Origin of the sequence: Flagellimonas lutimaris, from assembly GCF_051494225.1 — a bacterium.
Classification (GTDB): Bacteria; Bacteroidota; Bacteroidia; order Flavobacteriales; family Flavobacteriaceae; genus Flagellimonas; species Flagellimonas lutimaris_A.
In genome coordinates this window covers 199,897-217,506 of the sequence record NZ_JBNPYE010000005.1, presented here as the reverse complement: position 1 = coordinate 217,506, position 17,610 = coordinate 199,897, and the positions used below count along the sequence as shown (strand labels likewise).

20 protein-coding genes and 1 pseudogene are annotated in these 17,610 nt (G+C 40.5%); 14 read left to right on the top strand and 7 right to left on the bottom strand.

What is annotated here, in order from left to right; translation table 11 throughout:
• The first annotated feature begins 13 nt into the window (after positions 1-13).
• The 3 genes from ACQQ5U_RS12025 to ACQQ5U_RS12015 all read left to right on the top strand — a co-directional run bounded on the left by ACQQ5U_RS12025 (position 14) and on the right by ACQQ5U_RS12015 (position 2,233).
• On the top strand, positions 14-361 hold the full coding sequence (locus ACQQ5U_RS12025; protein WP_437397815.1) for a winged helix-turn-helix transcriptional regulator: 348 nt from the start codon (positions 14-16) through the stop codon (positions 359-361).
• A gap of 337 nt (positions 362-698) precedes the next feature.
• A complete protein-coding gene (locus ACQQ5U_RS12020) occupies positions 699-965 on the top strand; it encodes a helix-turn-helix domain-containing protein (RefSeq protein ID WP_437397813.1) in 267 nt (88 codons plus the stop codon).
• Positions 965-2,233 carry a type II toxin-antitoxin system HipA family toxin gene (locus ACQQ5U_RS12015; protein WP_437397811.1) on the top strand — a complete coding sequence of 423 codons (1,269 nt, stop codon included), beginning with the start codon at positions 965-967 and terminating at the stop codon, positions 2,231-2,233. The genes ACQQ5U_RS12020 and ACQQ5U_RS12015 overlap by 1 nt, the downstream gene beginning before the upstream one ends.
• 187 nt (positions 2,234-2,420) lie before the next feature.
• Here the strand turns inward: ACQQ5U_RS12015 and ACQQ5U_RS12010 are convergent, their stop codons facing one another.
• Together ACQQ5U_RS12010 and ACQQ5U_RS12005 are read right to left on the bottom strand one after the other, a co-directional pair.
• Complete coding sequence (locus ACQQ5U_RS12010; protein WP_437397809.1) at positions 2,421-2,882, bottom strand: mobile mystery protein A; 462 nt, start codon at positions 2,880-2,882, stop codon at positions 2,421-2,423.
• 160 nt (positions 2,883-3,042) lie between these two features.
• Positions 3,043-4,371, bottom strand: a complete 1,329-nt coding sequence (locus ACQQ5U_RS12005) for a site-specific integrase (RefSeq protein ID WP_437397807.1) — start codon at positions 4,369-4,371, stop codon at positions 3,043-3,045.
• Positions 4,372-5,417: 1,046 nt separating this feature from the next.
• Here ACQQ5U_RS12005 and ACQQ5U_RS12000 point away from each other — a divergent pair.
• From ACQQ5U_RS12000 to ACQQ5U_RS11980, 5 genes are all read left to right on the top strand, one after another.
• Positions 5,418-6,323 carry an SAM-dependent methyltransferase gene (locus ACQQ5U_RS12000; protein WP_437397805.1) on the top strand — a complete coding sequence of 302 codons (906 nt, stop codon included), beginning with the start codon at positions 5,418-5,420 and terminating at the stop codon, positions 6,321-6,323.
• A 106-nt stretch (positions 6,324-6,429) separates the two neighbouring features.
• A complete protein-coding gene (locus ACQQ5U_RS11995) occupies positions 6,430-6,786 on the top strand; it encodes a hypothetical protein (protein ID WP_437397803.1) in 357 nt (118 codons plus the stop codon).
• 48 nt (positions 6,787-6,834) lie between these two features.
• A complete protein-coding gene (locus ACQQ5U_RS11990; protein WP_437397801.1) occupies positions 6,835-7,362 on the top strand; it encodes an integrase core domain-containing protein in 528 nt (175 codons plus the stop codon).
• Between the two features lie 96 nt (positions 7,363-7,458).
• Entirely contained in the window at positions 7,459-7,815 is a 357-nt protein-coding gene (locus tag ACQQ5U_RS11985; RefSeq protein ID WP_437397800.1) for a sigma-70 family RNA polymerase sigma factor, read from the top strand.
• Positions 7,808-8,131 (top strand): sigma factor-like helix-turn-helix DNA-binding protein, encoded by a 324-nt coding sequence (locus tag ACQQ5U_RS11980; RefSeq protein WP_437397799.1) that lies wholly within the window; start codon positions 7,808-7,810, stop codon positions 8,129-8,131. The genes ACQQ5U_RS11985 and ACQQ5U_RS11980 overlap by 8 nt, the downstream gene beginning before the upstream one ends.
• A gap of 231 nt (positions 8,132-8,362) precedes the next feature.
• On the opposite strand, the gene ACQQ5U_RS11975 is transcribed toward ACQQ5U_RS11980, so the two are convergent.
• Entirely contained in the window at positions 8,363-8,518 is a 156-nt protein-coding gene (locus ACQQ5U_RS11975) for a hypothetical protein (protein WP_437397798.1), read from the bottom strand.
• 138 nt (positions 8,519-8,656) lie between these two features.
• Here ACQQ5U_RS11975 and ACQQ5U_RS11970 point away from each other — a divergent pair, with 138 nt between their 5' ends.
• The 4 genes from ACQQ5U_RS11970 to ACQQ5U_RS11955 all read left to right on the top strand — a co-directional run bounded on the left by ACQQ5U_RS11970 (position 8,657) and on the right by ACQQ5U_RS11955 (position 11,451).
• Positions 8,657-8,923: a hypothetical protein gene (locus tag ACQQ5U_RS11970; protein WP_437397797.1), complete on the top strand. Its 267-nt coding sequence runs from the start codon at positions 8,657-8,659 to the stop codon at positions 8,921-8,923.
• A gap of 281 nt (positions 8,924-9,204) precedes the next feature.
• Positions 9,205-9,561, top strand: coding sequence for a hypothetical protein (locus ACQQ5U_RS11965; protein WP_437397795.1), 357 nt, complete (start codon positions 9,205-9,207; stop codon positions 9,559-9,561).
• Positions 9,562-9,650: 89 nt separating this feature from the next.
• Complete coding sequence (locus tag ACQQ5U_RS11960; protein ID WP_437397794.1) at positions 9,651-10,703, top strand: sensor histidine kinase; 1,053 nt, start codon at positions 9,651-9,653, stop codon at positions 10,701-10,703.
• Positions 10,678-11,451, top strand: coding sequence for a LytR/AlgR family response regulator transcription factor (locus tag ACQQ5U_RS11955; RefSeq protein ID WP_437397792.1), 774 nt, complete (start codon positions 10,678-10,680; stop codon positions 11,449-11,451). Before ACQQ5U_RS11960 ends, ACQQ5U_RS11955 begins: the two co-directional genes overlap by 26 nt.
• On the opposite strand, the gene ACQQ5U_RS11950 is transcribed toward ACQQ5U_RS11955, so the two are convergent.
• Positions 11,452-12,390, bottom strand: coding sequence for a zinc metalloprotease (locus ACQQ5U_RS11950; RefSeq protein ID WP_437397790.1), 939 nt, complete (start codon positions 12,388-12,390; stop codon positions 11,452-11,454).
• A gap of 226 nt (positions 12,391-12,616) precedes the next feature.
• Between ACQQ5U_RS11950 and ACQQ5U_RS11945 the strand changes: the two genes are divergently transcribed.
• Both ACQQ5U_RS11945 and ACQQ5U_RS11940 read left to right on the top strand, forming a co-directional pair.
• A complete protein-coding gene (locus tag ACQQ5U_RS11945; RefSeq protein ID WP_437397789.1) occupies positions 12,617-13,393 on the top strand; it encodes a sterol desaturase family protein in 777 nt (258 codons plus the stop codon).
• Between the two features lie 123 nt (positions 13,394-13,516).
• Positions 13,517-14,290, top strand: coding sequence for a hypothetical protein (locus ACQQ5U_RS11940; RefSeq protein WP_437397788.1), 774 nt, complete (start codon positions 13,517-13,519; stop codon positions 14,288-14,290).
• 665 nt (positions 14,291-14,955) lie between these two features.
• On the opposite strand, the gene ACQQ5U_RS11935 is transcribed toward ACQQ5U_RS11940, so the two are convergent.
• The 3 genes and pseudogenes from ACQQ5U_RS11935 to ACQQ5U_RS11925 form a co-directional block, all read right to left on the bottom strand.
• Positions 14,956-15,126, bottom strand: a complete 171-nt coding sequence (locus ACQQ5U_RS11935) for a hypothetical protein (RefSeq protein ID WP_437397787.1) — start codon at positions 15,124-15,126, stop codon at positions 14,956-14,958.
• Between the two features lie 515 nt (positions 15,127-15,641).
• Positions 15,642-16,487, bottom strand: a pseudogene (locus tag ACQQ5U_RS11930) (transposase).
• Between the two features lie 142 nt (positions 16,488-16,629).
• Entirely contained in the window at positions 16,630-17,379 is a 750-nt protein-coding gene (locus tag ACQQ5U_RS11925) for a glucose 1-dehydrogenase (RefSeq protein ID WP_437397785.1), read from the bottom strand.
• Positions 17,380-17,610 lie beyond the last annotated feature (231 nt).

Genomic DNA, 17,610 nt, shown 5'->3' with positions numbered 1-17,610 from the left:
AAAAATTTAGCACATGTACTGTATCAAAGACAAAAAATATCCCTGCACAACAAGCCTGACCATGAAGTACATAGGAGGTAAATGGAAATCCGTTATCTTAATCCACCTTACCCGTGGAAAAAAAAGGTACAATGAACTTAAAAAGGAAATACCCACTATAACAGAACGTACATTGAGCCTACAACTAAAAGAAATGGAAGCCGACGGTTTGGTTTCCCGTAAGGTTTATACAAGCAAGCCGCCCCTGAAAGTGGAATATGACCTGACTTCTTTTGGCAAGACCCTGATACCCGTATTGGAAGCCATTGCGAGTTGGGGAAAGACAACAGCGGACACCCATAAGGAAATCAAGATTGAATGACCATACACCACCTACTCAGTTTTTTTTAATATAGAAGTATAGAACCTAATAAAAATCTGAGTGAAAATGTCATGCAGGATAATGCCTGCGCAATAACCCCATTTGACTATATCCTCCTTTGATTTGACCAAACCCAAAACTGTTTTGGGATGCACTATGAAGTGATATGGGAACAACTATCAATTGAGCAAAGGAGAATCCAAAAGGTAGGGTACCAAATTAATATTATAATGTTAAATATAATTTACAAAAAATACTATATTTGTAAACTATAATTTACGTTATGTCAAAAAAGAAAATAATAATATTGCCTAAGACAAGAAAAATCCTTGAGGAAATGGGAGAGAATTTTCGGTTGGCCAGACTTAGGCGAAAACTAAGTTTGGAACAAGTTGCGGAAAGGGCCAATATCAGTAGGCCCACCTTGACAAAGATTGAAAAAGGTGCCCCCACTGTGAACATGGGCTCCTATTTATTGGTTCTCCAAGTTCTCGGCCTTGAAAAGGATTTTCTGCTCCTTGCAAAAGATGATGAATTGGGAAGGAAACTGCAGGATGCCCAAATTAGCACCTCAGAAAGGGCCCCTAAACGAAATAGAAAATAATGGCAGAGTCCAAAACAAAGAGATCCATACTTGTCTATGCCCACTGGAGAGGAATAGCGGAACCCCTTTTAATGGGGACACTTATCTCCGATAGGCTCAAGGGAAAGGAGATTTTCTCCTTTGAATATGATGAGGATTGGTTGAAAAACGGACCATCCCATTTATTGGATCCCGGGCTTCAGTTGTTTTCCGGTCCACATTATGTTTCCCAAGAACAACAAAATTTCGGAATATTCCTGGATTCGTCACCAGATCGTTGGGGGCGGATTTTGATGCGCCGTAGGGAAGCAGCACTGGCACGTGTCGAAAAAAGGGAAGAGACAAAACTCTTCGAGACAGATTATCTGCTCGGCGTCTTTGACGGTCATCGAATGGGGGCACTTCGGTTCAAACTTGAGGAAGATGGTCCTTTTCTCAACGATAACAAACAAATGGCCACCCCACCCTGGACCTCCATCAGGGAACTTGAGCAAATCAGTTTAAAACTGGAAGAGGGGGATATCATGGATGACCCCAAATACCTGAAATGGCTGGCCATGCTCGTGGCACCGGGATCATCATTGGGAGGTGCCAGGCCCAAAGCAAGCATCACTGATGCCAAAGGGGATTTGTGGATTGCGAAATTTCCGAGCCAAAACGATTCAGGGGATGTTGGGGCCTGGGAGGTGGTAACCTATGAGTTGGCCCTTGAAGCAAGGGTACAAATGGCTGAATCCATGGCTCAAAAATTTTCATCCCATCACCATACTTTCCTGACAAAACGGTTTGATCGCACAGCAAATGGGGAACGGATTCATTTTGCCTCTGCCATGACCATGCTCGGCCACAGTGATGGACAGGATCACCAAGACGGCATCAGCTATCTGGAAATTGCCGAATTCATCCAAAATCATGGGGCCAATGTCAGCGGTGACCTTGAAGAGCTCTGGAGGAGAATCGTTTTCAGCATCTGTGTATCCAACACCGATGACCATCTAAGGAACCATGGTTTTTTATTGACCGACCAAGGATGGTTGTTATCTCCTGCTTATGATATCAACCCAGTGGAAACGGGCACAGGTCTTAAATTGAACATTTCCGATACCGATAATGCATTGGACTTGGACTTGGCCCTTAAGGTGTCCGAATTCTTCCGTTTAAATCTGTCAAGGGCCAAGGAGATTATTGACGAAGTGAAGAATGCCGTGGCAAAATGGCCGAGCATTGCAACAAAATACGGTATTTCAAGAACAGAACAGGAATTGAAATCCAATGCATTCCGGTTTTGATTGAAAGAAAGTGGTGATTTCACAAACTCACACTTCAAATTCGACCAATTTCGAATCATAAATATATCGTTCCATGGGAATCAACATCTATAGTTGAAGACTAACCCTTGGCAAAACTTACCAAGGGATCGATGTTTCCGTTATTCGAACTCATCCAATGGGGTTTGCCCATGCACATACTCGAAGTCTAATCCCATAGTGATTTTCTCATTTCCCTTTTGATCTCAAAGGCCAAATCCTTTATGGATTCCTTGATTTTATCATCTGAAATCCCCTGGTCTTCCAACCGCATGTTTTGATTTGTCCTCAAAACGATGCTCTTGGCCAATTCCTCTGCCTTCCTATCGATCATTTTTTCAATACTGCCATCAATGGGCACAAAGCCATAAACGAATTGCATATCCAATGCCAGACCAACCTCTCGTAAGCTATTTATCGTTATCTGTCCACCTGCCCCATTGATCTCTAGCTGTCTGACTCCTTGCCTTGTTATATCAAGTCTACTTCCTAGTTGAGCCATGGTCATGTTCAGGGCTGTTCGGATTGAATTTATCCAACCTGTGCTCGGAACCCGAACGGTTGCCGCTTCCTGAAAAAGTTTCAATTTACGATTCAACGGTTGTATCAATAATCCTCTTTTATTTCTCATTTATGTAACTGTTCCAGTTTACACAATAGTAATAATGTAAACCTGTTCATTTACAAAATTGAATGAATTGTTTTCCGAAATAATTGTCATCCCTTTGAACCAACAATTCTTATTACAGTTCCGATCAGAGCGCCATGATGAAATTAAATCCCAAACAAGTCTATTTGACTATTCGTAAATGTGACACTCTTGCCACTTTTTCCGGTTCGTTTTCGACGGTATTGGAACCGGATAACAGTTCATCCTTTTGATGTTTCCCGGTTCCCTCACCCAACACCTTTTTAAGCGCATCCATATCACGGCTTATTTTCTGTTCGATTACCCTGGAATATCTCTTGGTGGTGGACAATTTGGTATGGCCCAAAAGTTTTGAGACCGTTTCCATCGGGACTCCGTTCAAAAGTGTTACCGTGGTCGCGAACGTATGTCGGGACACATGAAAGGTCAAGTGCTTTTTGATACCTGCCATGGCGGCTAAATCCTTGACGTCCTTGTTAAGGGTCACATTGGCCGGGGTCGGGAACAGCAATCCAGTACTCTCTGTAACAGGATGATCGACATACTTTGAATAGATCTCCTTGGCCTTTTTAAGCAATGGGACCTTGACCGAAGTCTTGGTCTTTTGCCGGATCACATCGATCCACTCATCACCATCGATGCCAATGACAATGTTCTTTGGCAGTAACTGCTTCACTTCTACATAACTCAGACCGGTATAACAGGAGAATATAAAAAGATCTTTACTGACCATTAATCTTGGATCACTGGGCATAAGGTTCTCAAAGGCCTTCAATTCATCAAGTTCTAAAAAATCGGAATCATATTCCTCAAATTTCAACTGGTAACGTTTGAAGGGATTCTTTTCCACCCAATCGAACTTAACGGCCAATCCATAGATTTTTTGGAACCGCTCCATATGTTTCATGATCCCGTTATTGCTCAAGGGCTGGCCGGAGCGAAGGGGTTTACAGGTTCTCAGGTAATTCTCAAATTGAATGATCAGGGCATAGTTGATCTGTGCCAGATGGATATCATCCGTCTTGAGCTTTTCCCGCAGGAAATTGTCCAAATAGACTTCCGTGGCGTTATAGTTCTTTGCGGTCCCAGGAGAAAGTTTGGAGAGTTCCTCTTCCCTATGGTACTTAATGACCCCTTTCAAGGTACTGACATCCTCTTCAAGGCCCAGATACCGTTTCTTGACCAATTGGGGACTGACATACTCCTTTTTGCGCTCAAAACTGTCGAAGGTCTCCCTTACCTCTGTCGCCACCTTATCCAATAAGGGGTTCAAAGTTTTTGCAACGGGATACTGTCGGATGATGCGCCTAGATCGGCTGCACCATTCTTCTTCGTAAATAAATTGGTTGAGGCTGAACTCACTGCGACGGCCATCGACGGAGATACGGCCATAGATGGGTACTTTTCCGTCACTCCTCCTTTTGGAGGTCTTGATCATGAAATGGATTCCGAAGGATTTTTTGTTTTTCATGTCTTTCGTTTAAGGTTAACAAATCAGTTAAAACGAAAGCCAAATGCTGAAAAAAGTGAAGAAATCGGCGTTTTCTGCTAAAAAGGTCCCTTTTTTTTGGGTTTGACCTTTGGCAGACCTTGATTTTACTCAATTATTGGTCGCCTTTTAGGTCTCCTTTTTTTTCGATTTTAACAGTTTTAAATGAAATCAAGGAAAATGTAAGTCCTTGATTCCATTTAACTTACTGTTTCTTAGGGCCTTTTGATGACCCTTCTGTCGGGGTGGCAGACCTATTATAGGAAAGCCAATGCACTGTACTTTAATTACTTACAACACTTTTCAAAGCTTGCACACCTATTTGCACAACAAACCCAAAAAAGAGCTCTGGAGGATATAATTTGACCCCCAATGATTTGTTTAAAGTACTAAAAAAATGTTGAATGGATGTTTAAGTGAAATTAACCCCTAATTGGATAAGATTTTTGCAACAGGAGTCCCTTTCTGGGCCAATATTATATTTTTATGTTGTGCTGAAATAATGTTTTTATGTTAAAGCATACAATTTCAACTAATTAAAACCTGAAATAGTTACTTGAAACCCTTGATTTAAACCCAAGAACACTCTTATATTAAGTGGAAAAAGAAAAGTCCTAACCGTATAACAATTTAATTATCGGCAGTAAAGCCCAATTATAATCTCAGCATTAGAGGTGCAATACTGTGGCCGTTATATTTTATATCAATTAATAACTGATATTTTGAATCTTGCCAAGATATATGGTCTGAGAGAACAGTTTAATGCCTATCTTTATATGAATATTTTTTGTTCAGACCCTTTTCTAAAGTCTTACTAATATCTTATTGCCAGTAGAGAAAAGGTTTTTTGCACATCTATTTACAAATACTTCACAATTCTTCAGGGTACGGGAATCAAAAGAAAAGTTGTGTTTCCTTTTAAGCTTTGATGTTTTAACATAGAATTGACATCTGTAGCATGATTCGAGAACATAATGTTTTGAGATAATGTGCTGCGGAAATGAGTAATTAAACCTAAAATAAATAGAATGGCAGACAAGGCAGATTTGGATTTTACGTACACCACCATAGACAAAATATTCCGTTTAAGCATGGGTGAAACCGCTGATTACAGCGGTGCCAAATATGATGGTGATTTTTCAATGTCCTTGGATGAGGCGCAAAAGGAAAAGAACAGGTTTATAGCGGACAGCCTCAATATAGATGGGGAAAGCAAGGTGTTGGATATGGCATGTGGCTGGGGTCCATTCTCCCATTTTATCACAAAGGAAAGGGGAGCCATCAGTATTGGATTGACCTTATCGAAAGGGCAAGCGGAGGCATGCCAAAAGAATGGACTAAATGTGTTTGTAAAGGATTGCCGGTATGTAAAACCAGAAGATTTTGGAACCTTTGATGCCATAGCCTGTATAGGAGGTTTAGAACATTTTTGTTCGGTTGAGGAGTGGAAAGAGGGGAATCAAGAAAAGGTATATAGTGATTTTTTCAGAACCCTTAATGATTTATTGCCAAAAGGAGGTAGGTTCTACATGCAGACCATGACGTTTAGCAAAAACATGATCGATTTTGAGGAACTGGACGTCAAGGCCAAAAAAGGCTCAGCAGCCCATGTCATGGCACTGATGGTCAAAGAATTTCCGGGTTCATGGTTGCCCTACGGCCCGGAAATGGTGATACGAAATGCCGAACCAAATTTTAAATTGATCTCACAAAGTAGTGGAAGGCTGGACTATATTGAGACGATAAGCCAATGGCGAAAGAAGTTCAGGAAGTTCAACCTGAAAAAATATTGGCTCTACTTATCCCTAGTACCCAAATACGTTATGGACAAGGAATTTAGACATCAAGTGGCCGTCTTTAAAATCAGCCCAAACAAAATATGCTTTGAAAAGGAAATAATGGACCATTATCGGTTGGTGTTTGAGAAAATTTAGACAGTCAAAAGTTTATTGATCAAATCCTTGGAATTGAGAAAGACCATTCAAAATGAATGAATGAAATTATATATAAAATACATGGTCAGTCTTCGCTGTAAAATGTTTGGTAAAGGAAGAATTGACAAAGTTGGGACTGGATTATGTTACATTGAATCTGGGCATGGTGGAAACTAAGGAGGAAATTACCCATGAAAAGAGAATCCAACTCAAAAATAATCTACTGAAGTCTGGATTGGAATTATTGGATGACAAGAAGAGCATATTGATTGAAAAAATCAAGAACGCAATAATCGAAATGATCCATCATACCGATGAGATCCCAAAAACCAATTACTCCGGGTATTTAAGTGAAAAATTAGGGTATGACTACACGTATTTGTCCAACACGTTTTCTGAAGTGAAAGGAATCACTTTACAGCATTATATCATTAAACACAAAATCGAAAGAGTAAAAGTGTAGATACCCCAAAAATTAGGGCAGTAAGTTTAATCATTAAATTTACTGAATATGACACGAAGAAAGTTTACCCCGAAGTTCAAGACCAAGGTTGTTCTGGAAGCCTTGAAAGAGCGGCATAGCCTTGCCGAACTTGCCCAGAAGTACGAGATACACCCTACCCAGATCAGCGCATGGAAGCGCGATTTCCTTGATGGGGCCGAGCAGGTCTTTGAATCGGGCAGGAAGGATGCCCAATGGTGCAGGGAAACATTGGAAGAGGCCATAGGTGAGCACGGGACACCTGAGATCCTCAATACGGACCAGGGAAGCCAGTTCACCGCCGAGGAGTTCGCCAATTATGTTTTGGGTCAGGGAATACGCCTGAGCATGGACGGTAAGGGAAGGGCCACGGACAATGCCTTTATCGAAAGGCTATGGAGAAACGTGAAATACGAAAAGATATACCTGAACCCTCCAAGGGACGGTATGGACCTTTATCTGTTATTGGCAGAGTACTTTGATTATTACAACCATGAAAGAAGACACCAGTCCATCGACTATGAAAGACCCATTGATCTATTTAAAAGAGTAGCTTGATAATTATATTAGTTTTGTAGAAATCCTGTCCTAAAGATTGGGGTATCTACAGCTCTGGAAAGATTGGTGTCGGCCAATTTGCGATTCGTTGTTTCCGTGGCGAAACAATACCAATCAAGGGGTCTAAATTTACACGATCTCATTAACGAAGGGAATATTGGTTTGGTCAGGGCGGCATCCAAATTTGATGAGACGCGTGGCTTCAAGTTTATTTCCTATGCGGTATGGTGGATACGCCAAGGGATTATACAGGCGCTTACGGAAAAATCAAGGATGGTCAGATTGCCCTTGAACAAAATAAATGTGATCAACAAGATAAACAACGTCTCTTCCCATTTCGAACAAATGCATCAAAGGTTGCCAACCGCAGAAGAAATATCAGAAATGATCGATTTTTCGCTATCAGAGATCCAAATTTGCTTAAAACACTCTTCTTGGCCTTTCCATGGATGAACCATTCAAAATTGGAGATGGAGGGTTGAGCTTACACGACACAATGCATTCCAATGAGTTTGTTAGTCCGGAACAAAAGTTGTTAGATCAATCGTTGCAGCTGGAAATCGATGATATTTTGGAGATTTTGTCCTATCGGGAGGCCTATATTATCAAAATGTCCTTTGGGATTGGAGCAGAAGATTCCATGGGACTGGAAGAAATTGCCTTTCATTTAGACCTCACAACAGAAAGGGTAAGACAAATAAAGGTAAAGGCTTTGAACCGGTTAAAGAGCTCTTCTAAAATTGAAATTTTGAAGCAGTATTTGGAATAAGTGTTTTTTGAGCAAAAAACTAAATTTTGGTTCTGTTTTATATGTTCATTCCCCACGAAATTGCACTGGTGATAGACCTTCCCTCCTTTTAAAAAAATGACTGAAGTGGTTGGACTCTGAAAAACCAAGGTCAAAAGCCTTTAAGGTTCCCTCATATCCACGGGACTGTATCCATAGTTTGGTCGTGATGAACAGATTCTCCCTGCATACCCCAGTTTTTTTGATGGTGGCCTAGTTAAAATAAGAAGCTGCGGTATCGATCAAGCGATATCCGGTATCAATGGCATTGAGCACAATTTGTTCACATTCCTCCAAATCGGGTATTTGAAAAACCCCGAATCCCAAAAGGGGTATTTCGACCCCATTGTTCAATTGTATCTTCTTCATGATACAAATGTTGGAACAGAAAGAGGCTCATTTTGTACCAAAAATACTGGAAGTAGTACCATTTTTACTGAATTCCAATCCCTTGATATGCAACCCTTTTGAAATTTCTAACTTTGTTAACAATAAATAAGATAGGATATGGAAGGCATGTACAGATTCGAGAGCATTAATGACTATAATCTGCTGAGTATTCACAAAACGTTACACCCTTTGGTGAATGTTTTGGATATGTCATTGGCCAATCCAAGGGATTGGGACGGCAACAAAAAGGTACAGCTCTATTTTGGTTTCTACTGTGTTTTCCTCAAGGAGTTCAAAGGCTGTGACCTTCGGTATGACCGAACCAATAAAAATCCAGTATACCACTATAAACCAATATGTTACTTTATTTTTCCAAAAAGGTAACCGAATAGGTGACTTTTGCTTAAATCTCCTTTCCGTTATCAAAATTAAGAATCATTTTCAATTAAAAAATAAATATTCTTTTTCCAATAACTTTATTGATTTTTTAAACAATGGAAACTTCTTTACTTTTTATTTTATATGATTCTTTTCGCAATTGGATATTTCAAAAATTTAACCTTATTAAAATAAGTTTGACCCCCCTCTTTTTTCCACCTCAACCATTATGGCTCTCCTTTGCACCTGATTTTAAGCTAAAATTATACTAACTTAATTTCTATATCATGAAAAAATTAGTACTTACATTTTTGCTATTCACATCCGTCTTGGGCCTTTCCCAAGAGGACAATGAGGTTTATTCCGAATCGTTAGAACAACAGATCAAAACCTTGGGTTTAACGGGAGAAACGAAAGAAATCTTTATCGAAATCAGCAACATATATCACGAAAAAATGATGAATATACGGGAAGGTGAGGGTTCCAAAATTTCAAAAATAAAAGAACTCAAATCCTTGCAATCCAACAAAAACAATGAGATGAAAAAACTTCTAAACAACAATCAGTACAAGGCCTTTAAGAAACTCCAAAAGCAAAACCGAAGTATGCTCAAAGATCGTTACAAACAAAATAACAAATCATAAAATAAAAAGCGGTTGTTCATTCTTAATCCGAGGCTTTCCGATCTACTGGTTTTGATCCGGGAAGCCTTTGTATTCTTACAAAAATGAAAATGATCAAAACAGAAAAAAGGGTATTGTTGCTAACTTCCGTTTTTGTGGCCATTACATTAAATGTCCATCGGTTGTTTGTTTTGTTACCCGGCGAGGCGAGGACCATTGGACCACCTTGGGTGTTCAATGCCCCTGAACTTGCCTTTCAAGTTTTGTTTCAATTTGGTTTTTGTATTTTTTTCGGCTATCTGAACCTCAAATTGCTCAACTGGAATAAGAGCAAAAACAGAAGAAAAATGCTAATGTACATTCTTTCAAACTCCCTTTTTTTCATACTTCTTCTATTTATCGGAAGTGCAACCCAAAAATTTCTCTTCCAAAATGTGCTCAACCTCAAGTTGTTCTTATGGGGATATTTCTTTAGACTTGTTACCAGTCTAGGGCTCATTGCTATTTTGGTTAAAATATTACTTCTTAATCGAGTTCAGAAAAGAAAGGAACAGGAGAACGAGCAATTGAAAACGGCCTATTTTGACGCAGAGATCAAAAACCTAAAGGCCCAGATCAACCCTCATTTTTTGTTCAATGCCCTGTGCAGTCTTTCGGCATTGGTCAGGGAAAATCCGCAAAAGGCCCAAGATTATATTACCCACCTTTCCAAGGTGTTCCGATATTCCCTTGGCAACCACCAAGAGCAACTCATTGGTCTGGACAAAGAGTTGGAGCTGTTGGACTCGAACATCCAATTGCTTAAAATGAGGTTCGAGGAAGCCCTTCAGGTCCATATTGATGTCCCAAGGACCAAAGGCATCCGGTTGCCCCACATGTCCTTGCAACCCTTGTTGGAAAATGCAGTAAAACACAATTATGTTTCAAAGGAAATGCCCTTGCAGATCGATATTTTTCAGGAAAACGGGGCCTTGCATTTTAGGAACACCCTCAATGAAGCCGTGTACAAAGAACCTTCAACAGGAATTGGACTGTTGAACTTGAACGAACGCTACAACATCCTGATGGGCCATTCCATTGAGATTGAAAAAACAGAAGATCATTTTACCGTAAAACTTCCCTTAAATCCTTTATCACATGTCCATAAACATCGCCATTATTGAAGACGAACCGGCCATTGCCAGAAATCTGGAGTTTACCCTTAAAGAGCTGAATCCGGAAATCCAGGTGTTGAACAAAATGGACAGCGTGAAAAGTTCTGTGGATTGGTTGCAGGAAAATATGGATGCCTGTGATCTACTTTTTATGGACATTCGGTTAACGGATGGGCTCTCGTTCGACATCTTCAAAACCATAAAGCCCTCCGTCCCTGTCATATTCATTACCGCCTATGATCATTATGCATTGGAGGCCTTTAAAGTAAACGGGCTGGACTATATCCTCAAGCCTTTTGAAAGGGATGAAGTGGCCAATGCCCTCCAGAAATTCAGGGATGCTCGGGGCATTAAATCAACTGGCAACGACAAGATCCAAGAACTGTTGAACTACCTCCAGACCAATGAGAACAAATCCTATCGCGAGGCCTATTTGGTACACTTCCAAAATAAATTGATCCCTCTACCTGTGGAAAAAATCCATTGGTTCTTTACCGAACAGGAAGTGGTCTATGCCCATACTTCCGATGGCAAAAAATACATCATTGACTCCACATTGGACAAAATATTGGCCGAGATTTCACCAAAACTATTTTATAGGGCCAACCGCCAGTTTATAGTGCAACGTTGGGCAGTAAAGGACATTGATTTTTACTTCAACGGCAGATTGATCATCAATGTGGAATCCAGGCCCCATGAAAAAATCATTGTGAGCAAGGCCAAAGCCCCTGAATTCAAGAAATGGTTGGATGAATGATCAATACATCGGTTCTTGAACCAACACCACGAGTTCTTTCCTCCTTGGACAGGTTTCCAACACGGCATGCATGCGATCCATTTGATCTAGAGTGAAGACATTCATGCAACCATCATCCGTATAGTCCATATAATTTTCGGTCATTTCCAATTCGGTGCAGGTGATTTTATCCACCGGGCAACCATAACTGGGTTCGGCCGATAAAGGTGTATCGAGACAATAGTCATCATAGGTACAGTCCCCATCGCCCCAAATATGTCTTAAACCCAACCAATGGCCAACTTCGTGGGTGGTGGTTCTTCCCAAATCGTATGGAGCGATCAAATCGGGAAAATTGCCCTTTTCGCTAGAGCCAAAATATTTGTACCCGATCACGATTCCATCTGTATTGTCGGGTCCATTGTCCACATTCAACCCTGGCAGACCGGACTCATCCGGAAATTGTGCATATCCCAACAAATCCCTACTGGCAAATCCACCAAAATTTACGGTCCAAATGTTGAAATATTTTTCGGGATCCCAAATGGTGAACGGTTTCAAGCTGGTTTCAATCGGATTCCTTAAAAATCCCTTGGGCCATTCGGAACGCCCCCCATCCACACGATCAATACCCGGTTCTTCCAAAGCGCTACCGTTCGGGTCTTCGGTGGCCAGAAAAAACTCTATCAAGGTATCTGCACCGGCTTCATTTTCGTTGAACGCATTGCTTCCAATCCTCCTTCTAAAATCCTCATTGAGTACTTCAATTTGCGATTGGATTTGGGCATAACTGATGTTCGCGCCTGATCCAACAGCTTCCCCGTTATGCACTATGTGCACCACAACGGGTATCCTATAAATGGTTTGGTATTGGGTTTCATCCCCATTGAAATTTTCCGAATCGCTAGAACATGCGGAAAGCAACAGCAATAAAAATGTGGTTGCAAAAAGTCTTTTCATGATTGTTGTTTTGCTCCAAAAATATTTCCAATCCTATAGGATTGGCCATGAAAAATTCCTTCAAAGAGGGTATTCGGGGGGCAAGCCTGCAAAATTAAAGGTTGAACCAAAATGCCAATTTGTTAACCGACCTTAAAGGAAATTTCAACGCTAACATTTTCAGCCTCACCTACTTTGCTCCCACACAGCTTTATATTTCGAACCAACTTAGCCCTAAAAAGAAATCATGGACAACAATTTTCGTGCTGGATTTGGGGGTATTGTATTCTTGTTCTTATTGGCTTTGGTGGTAGTGGAGATCATTTGGAGTTGGCGCAAGGATAAAAAGGCGTACAGCACCAAGGACACGTTGGCCAACTTGGCCATTTTTATCGGGTTTCAATTATCGAAGGTCCTCTTTTTTGGATTTCAATACACGATTATGGGCTATCTATCCCAGTTTTCATTGTTCCATTTGAAGAGCACCGCTGTGGTGTTCCTGATCAGTTTTGTGGCCGTGGACTTTGTATACTACTGGTACCACAGGCTATCGCACAAAATAAAATTGTTGTGGGCGTTCCATTTGGTGCATCATTCCAGTCTGTTCATGAACCTTACGGTATCCTATAGATTGAATTGGCTCAGTGCCCTGCTCACCCCTTTTGTGGTAGCCCCCCTCATACTAATTGGCTTGCCGTTTGAGTTTATTGCAGCTTCCTTTGGTCTCAACCTGCTCTATCAGTTCTTTCTCCATACCGAAGCCGTGGGCAAGTTGGGTTTTATAGAAGGTATACTGGCCACACCGTCGGCACATCGGGTACACCATGGATCCAATGAGCAATATATCGACAAAAACTTCGGGGGCGTGTTTATGGTATGGGACCGATGGTTCGGCACCTATCAACCTGAAACCATTAAGGCCACCTATGGGGTGACCACAGGCTTTATCAGTAACAATCCCTTTGTGTTGGTCTTCAAGGGGTTCGTGGATTATTTCAAAGGAAAAATGGACTACAAGGGATAACAACAGGCTCACCCCCAGAATTGGCAGGTTCGCCTTTTTTCTGCCTCCCTCACCCTAAGGACATAAGTAGTTTAGCCAAAAAATAACAACAAAAAGAAAATTAATCTTAAACCTTTAAAAATCATGAAACATCTAATCTTACCCAAAACAACAATGAAAAGAAACAATCCCATTATGCTTGGATTGGCCGTATTGACCCTGACCTTTGCATCATGTAGTGATGATGATGACTCCAATGATGGCACCGAAACTTCCATTACAGAGGAAGAAGCTGCCGAAGCCATCGCCATGGCCGTATCCCCAGAATCCGGAGGAATGGTGGAGCAGACCAATCAGGCCATTTACACAATGGAGGAAGATAACTCCGCTTCCGATAAAGCCGAGGATTATGAATGTGGTGTGGAATATGGTTCTTCCTACAACATTTCCGGTCAGTCAGCCAATGTTACCTATAGTGCCAGTTTGATATGGAGTTGGATCATTGACTGCGGTACAGGAATCATTCCTTCAGCGGCCGATTTTGACCTTACCGGAACCTCCAGCTATGATGGTCCAAGAATCTCTTCGGAGGCCAGCACCAGTGCGAGTATCAATATCCAAAACTTGGATGATGCACAATCCAGCTATGTTGTAAATGAAACGTTCACCGTTTCAGGATCCCAAGAGTCGAATGTGAGCAGCATCAACTCGTTCACCAGTACTATGGAATTCACCACTACAAATCTTACCATCTTGAAGGCCAACTATAATGTGACCTCGGGAACAGTTTACGCCAGCTTTGTAGGCAAGGCTTCCAATGGAAATACATACGATTATTCCGGCACTTTGGTATTCACCGGAAACCAGACTGCAACACTGACCATGGGCAGTGGGAACACCTACGAGTTGGCTTGGTAGTACCACACTACCCCTCTTCTCGATTTGTTTGGTTGGCCCCCTTAAAAAGGGGCTTTTTTGTTTGTAGTAACAAACTGCTCTTAATAAAACACAGCTGTTTTCAATCTTTTCATTGAAATTATTATAATCCAATCTGAAGATTGTGCTTTTTCAATGAGCTGTCCTAAAAAGAAAAAGGGGAAATAAACCTTATAATACTTGATACAAAAGACTGCGTCTCCATTTAAAATATTCTCATAAATCAGTGTCTTTGCAAGACACAATTTAAAATTTAACACACAAATGTCACGAATTGGATATGGACTTGGAAAACCATCATCTCCATTTTATTCTCTCAAAAACAAAAAAACACACTTGAATCAAAAGCTAAAACACCTTCAATCTCTTTCCAATTACTTAAATTGATACCGTTTGATATCCCCACAGAACCCCATATTCTGCGGAACTATACCAAGAATCACATCCGAAAGTGACATTCCATGTAAGCAAGTGGATCTATTTAAAATTTCAAGAAAGTCGCTCAAGAACAAATAGTCTCTGCCCACTTTGATAGAACTCTGGTAATACATTGATATGTTGGTGCAGAACTGGCTTTTGTCCAACCCCTTCTTATATAGCCAAGATATAACTCTTTTACTTATTTTCCCATTCCAATAATGAACCCATTAATCTCTGTTATCCTTCAAATGTGCATAAAATCCTTCTTCCAAGCCCTCTGGTTTTTCTTTAAGGTCTTTGCTGAACATTGATGGAAAATTCTTTGGTTCTTTCGGTTGAACAGAAAGAAGAATTCCTTCAATTCCCAAAAAGATAAAAGCCAAAGTAGTAAGTACCATCTATGAAATCCCTATAAGAAAAGAATTGGACAAAAACCGTATGGAGAAAACAATTCCCAAAACACTAACAATCGGCAAATTGCCACAAATTATCACACCGTGATTTATAATCTCAAATGCAAATCCAAGTCCTTGAGCAGAACCAAAAAGCAGAGTGATTCCCACAAAAAAGGGTAGAGCTTCATAGCCAAGATCTTAAGTCTTGTTAGCAAAACAATGCCAATAAGAGTTTAGAAAACATAGCCAAATACTAGCTCCAACCATCTAATTCGTCTTTGTTTTGAATAGAAAATGAATTCCCTAAACCAAAAAAAGATAAACTGAATAAAATAATCAAAGCCCCATATGTTTCCAACGGAACGTTGAAAATGTAAATTCCCAGTATTATCTGTAAAATTCCTATAATGGTTGAAACATACTATTATTAAGGCGTGTTATTGACCATCTCAATAAATGTTGGGTACCACGATAATCATGTAAGTTGAAAATAGCAGGGGTTTGGCTTTTTTACAGCCTTACCTTCTTTCGTAGGTCCTAAGGAACTGGTTCAGGATGACGCCTCCGTTCTTGGTGGCACCGAACATCTTTTATGGTCTCCGTACCGTAAAATATATGGAATCCACTGCATCTTGGGTCGGGAAGGAAAGCTTATTATCCCTGTATTTCTCATCTTCCCGTTCACGTTATCGATAAGGTTGGTCATGTAGTGAATCTACATCTCCAAGGGGATATATAGAGTACGGCCAGTTCGTGCCAGTTGTCCCTCCAGGGCAACCCTTACGGCCTCCTCCTTGAGAACGTAGTAGATGCCCATCATGCCGGAAATTCCTTTTTGTCCTTCCATACCTTGTACCGGTAGGCAATGCGTATCTGGTGGACCATACATATTTGAATCCTGGACCCGGAAAACACATTCTTGATGGTATCGGTGAATCAGTTAAGGTAATCGATGTAGTGAATCAGTATATAGTGGAAGTGGATACCTCAAAGCCATAGCCTTCATGTATCTACACCCCGATATCGCTTACCGATATGCCCTTGGCATAAAGGGACACAATAATGTTTTCCAGTTCGTCTATCATAATGCCCCGTTTGGGGACGAAGGACGTATCCCTGTATCTTGGTGCGGCAATCCTGGACGGACTCTCCAAAAAAGGTTCCCATTCTCTTTTTTGAGCGGCCTTTTCGGGAATTAGCGCTGGAGGGGCGCTCATGCTTTTCGTAATTCAAAGGCCGTCAAGTCTCTCTTCGAGAACCTTCTCGATACTTTATTTAGGGCTTCTTCAAAAAACGTTCAACTCGCCTCCGGTCTTGAACTGCTTTAGGAAATCGTCGTTGAACAATTCTTCTTTCTTCCTAATTCGAAAATATTTAAAATTGGACAAAAAATTAGCGGGGGCATGCCCCGCTAATTTACTATTTGCACACTTTGTGAGATAGTCATAAATGTTGCCATAATTTGTTTTACTTTGAATATTTAAATAATTCAATATGGTACATTTTTTATTGTATACTCATCCCTCCATCAATAATTTGCTCTGTACCAGTCAAATAGGATGATTCGTCAGATGCAAGAAAAACAACCAAATTGCTCACTTCTGATGTTTCAGCAAGTCTACCCAATGGAATAAACTGAGTCGCACTGCCTCCTTCTTCATCTGTGGCTTGTGCCATCATCGGTGTTTTGATGAATCCTGGATGCACGGAATTTGCCCGGATATTATTCTTGGCGAACTCCACGGCTACCGCTTTGGTCATTCCTCTTATAGCAAATTTACTTCCCATATAGGCCAAGTTTGGATACCCATAAATAGCAACAATTCCAGCAATGGATGAAATATTGACAATGGAACCAATCCCTGCCTTGAGCATAGAGGGCAAAGTGTATTTCATTCCATAAAAAATACCATTTTGATTGATATCAATTACCTTTTGATACGCCTCATCCTCTAACTCTAGTGCGTTGGCAACTGGACCTAGGATCCCTGCATTGTTCACCAGAACATTAACCGGACCAAATACTGTCTCTGTTTGTAAAACGACATTTTTCCAATCATCGACCTTGGCCACATCCTGTTTTACGAACAACGCATTCTCTGTACCCAATTCATCCGCTATCATCCTTCCTCGTGCCTCGTTAAGGTCCGTTAATACCACCTTGGCTCCTTCTGCGACAAATTTCCTCGCATGTGATTCTCCCATTCCTTGGGAAGCTCCCGTAATAATTGCAATTTTTCCTTTTAAACGCTCCATAGTCTATTGTTTAATTAATTTTTACTAGTGAAAATTCTTACTTCAAGGTTTTTATATATTGTTAGACCTATTCATTTTTTAATCAACCTATTAATCCTATTATTCATCATTCCAAACAAGGGAAATGAATTGTTTTTGTAGTTATTTTTAATTGTTTTACATTATAAATTACATTTCTCTTTCCTGTTTTAGGGTATTTTCAATGAAACACTCCTTTTTACTTCATTTGGA

Excerpts from the sequence above, each read along its gene's own strand:
- ACQQ5U_RS12025 (WP_437397815.1), top strand. The coding sequence starts at position 14 with ATGTACTGTATCAAAGACAAAAAATATCCCTGCACAACAAGCCTGACC.
- ACQQ5U_RS12020 (WP_437397813.1), top strand. The coding sequence starts at position 699 with ATGGGAGAGAATTTTCGGTTGGCCAGACTTAGGCGAAAACTAAGTTTG.
- ACQQ5U_RS12015 (WP_437397811.1), top strand. The coding sequence starts at position 965 with ATGGCAGAGTCCAAAACAAAGAGATCCATACTTGTCTATGCCCACTGG.
- ACQQ5U_RS12010 (WP_437397809.1), bottom strand. The coding sequence starts at position 2,882 with ATGAGAAATAAAAGAGGATTATTGATACAACCGTTGAATCGTAAATTG.
- ACQQ5U_RS12005 (WP_437397807.1), bottom strand. The coding sequence starts at position 4,371 with ATGAAAAACAAAAAATCCTTCGGAATCCATTTCATGATCAAGACCTCC.
- ACQQ5U_RS12000 (WP_437397805.1), top strand. The coding sequence starts at position 5,418 with ATGGCAGACAAGGCAGATTTGGATTTTACGTACACCACCATAGACAAA.
- ACQQ5U_RS11990 (WP_437397801.1), top strand. The coding sequence starts at position 6,835 with ATGACACGAAGAAAGTTTACCCCGAAGTTCAAGACCAAGGTTGTTCTG.
- ACQQ5U_RS11980 (WP_437397799.1), top strand. The coding sequence starts at position 7,808 with ATGGATGAACCATTCAAAATTGGAGATGGAGGGTTGAGCTTACACGAC.
- ACQQ5U_RS11975 (WP_437397798.1), bottom strand. The coding sequence starts at position 8,518 with ATGAAGAAGATACAATTGAACAATGGGGTCGAAATACCCCTTTTGGGA.
- ACQQ5U_RS11970 (WP_437397797.1), top strand. The coding sequence starts at position 8,657 with ATGGAAGGCATGTACAGATTCGAGAGCATTAATGACTATAATCTGCTG.
- ACQQ5U_RS11965 (WP_437397795.1), top strand. The coding sequence starts at position 9,205 with ATGAAAAAATTAGTACTTACATTTTTGCTATTCACATCCGTCTTGGGC.
- ACQQ5U_RS11960 (WP_437397794.1), top strand. The coding sequence starts at position 9,651 with ATGATCAAAACAGAAAAAAGGGTATTGTTGCTAACTTCCGTTTTTGTG.
- ACQQ5U_RS11955 (WP_437397792.1), top strand. The coding sequence starts at position 10,678 with ATGTCCATAAACATCGCCATTATTGAAGACGAACCGGCCATTGCCAGA.
- ACQQ5U_RS11950 (WP_437397790.1), bottom strand. The coding sequence starts at position 12,390 with ATGAAAAGACTTTTTGCAACCACATTTTTATTGCTGTTGCTTTCCGCA.
- ACQQ5U_RS11945 (WP_437397789.1), top strand. The coding sequence starts at position 12,617 with ATGGACAACAATTTTCGTGCTGGATTTGGGGGTATTGTATTCTTGTTC.
- ACQQ5U_RS11940 (WP_437397788.1), top strand. The coding sequence starts at position 13,517 with ATGAAACATCTAATCTTACCCAAAACAACAATGAAAAGAAACAATCCC.
- ACQQ5U_RS11935 (WP_437397787.1), bottom strand. The coding sequence starts at position 15,126 with ATGGTACTTACTACTTTGGCTTTTATCTTTTTGGGAATTGAAGGAATT.
- ACQQ5U_RS11925 (WP_437397785.1), bottom strand. The coding sequence starts at position 17,379 with ATGGAGCGTTTAAAAGGAAAAATTGCAATTATTACGGGAGCTTCCCAA.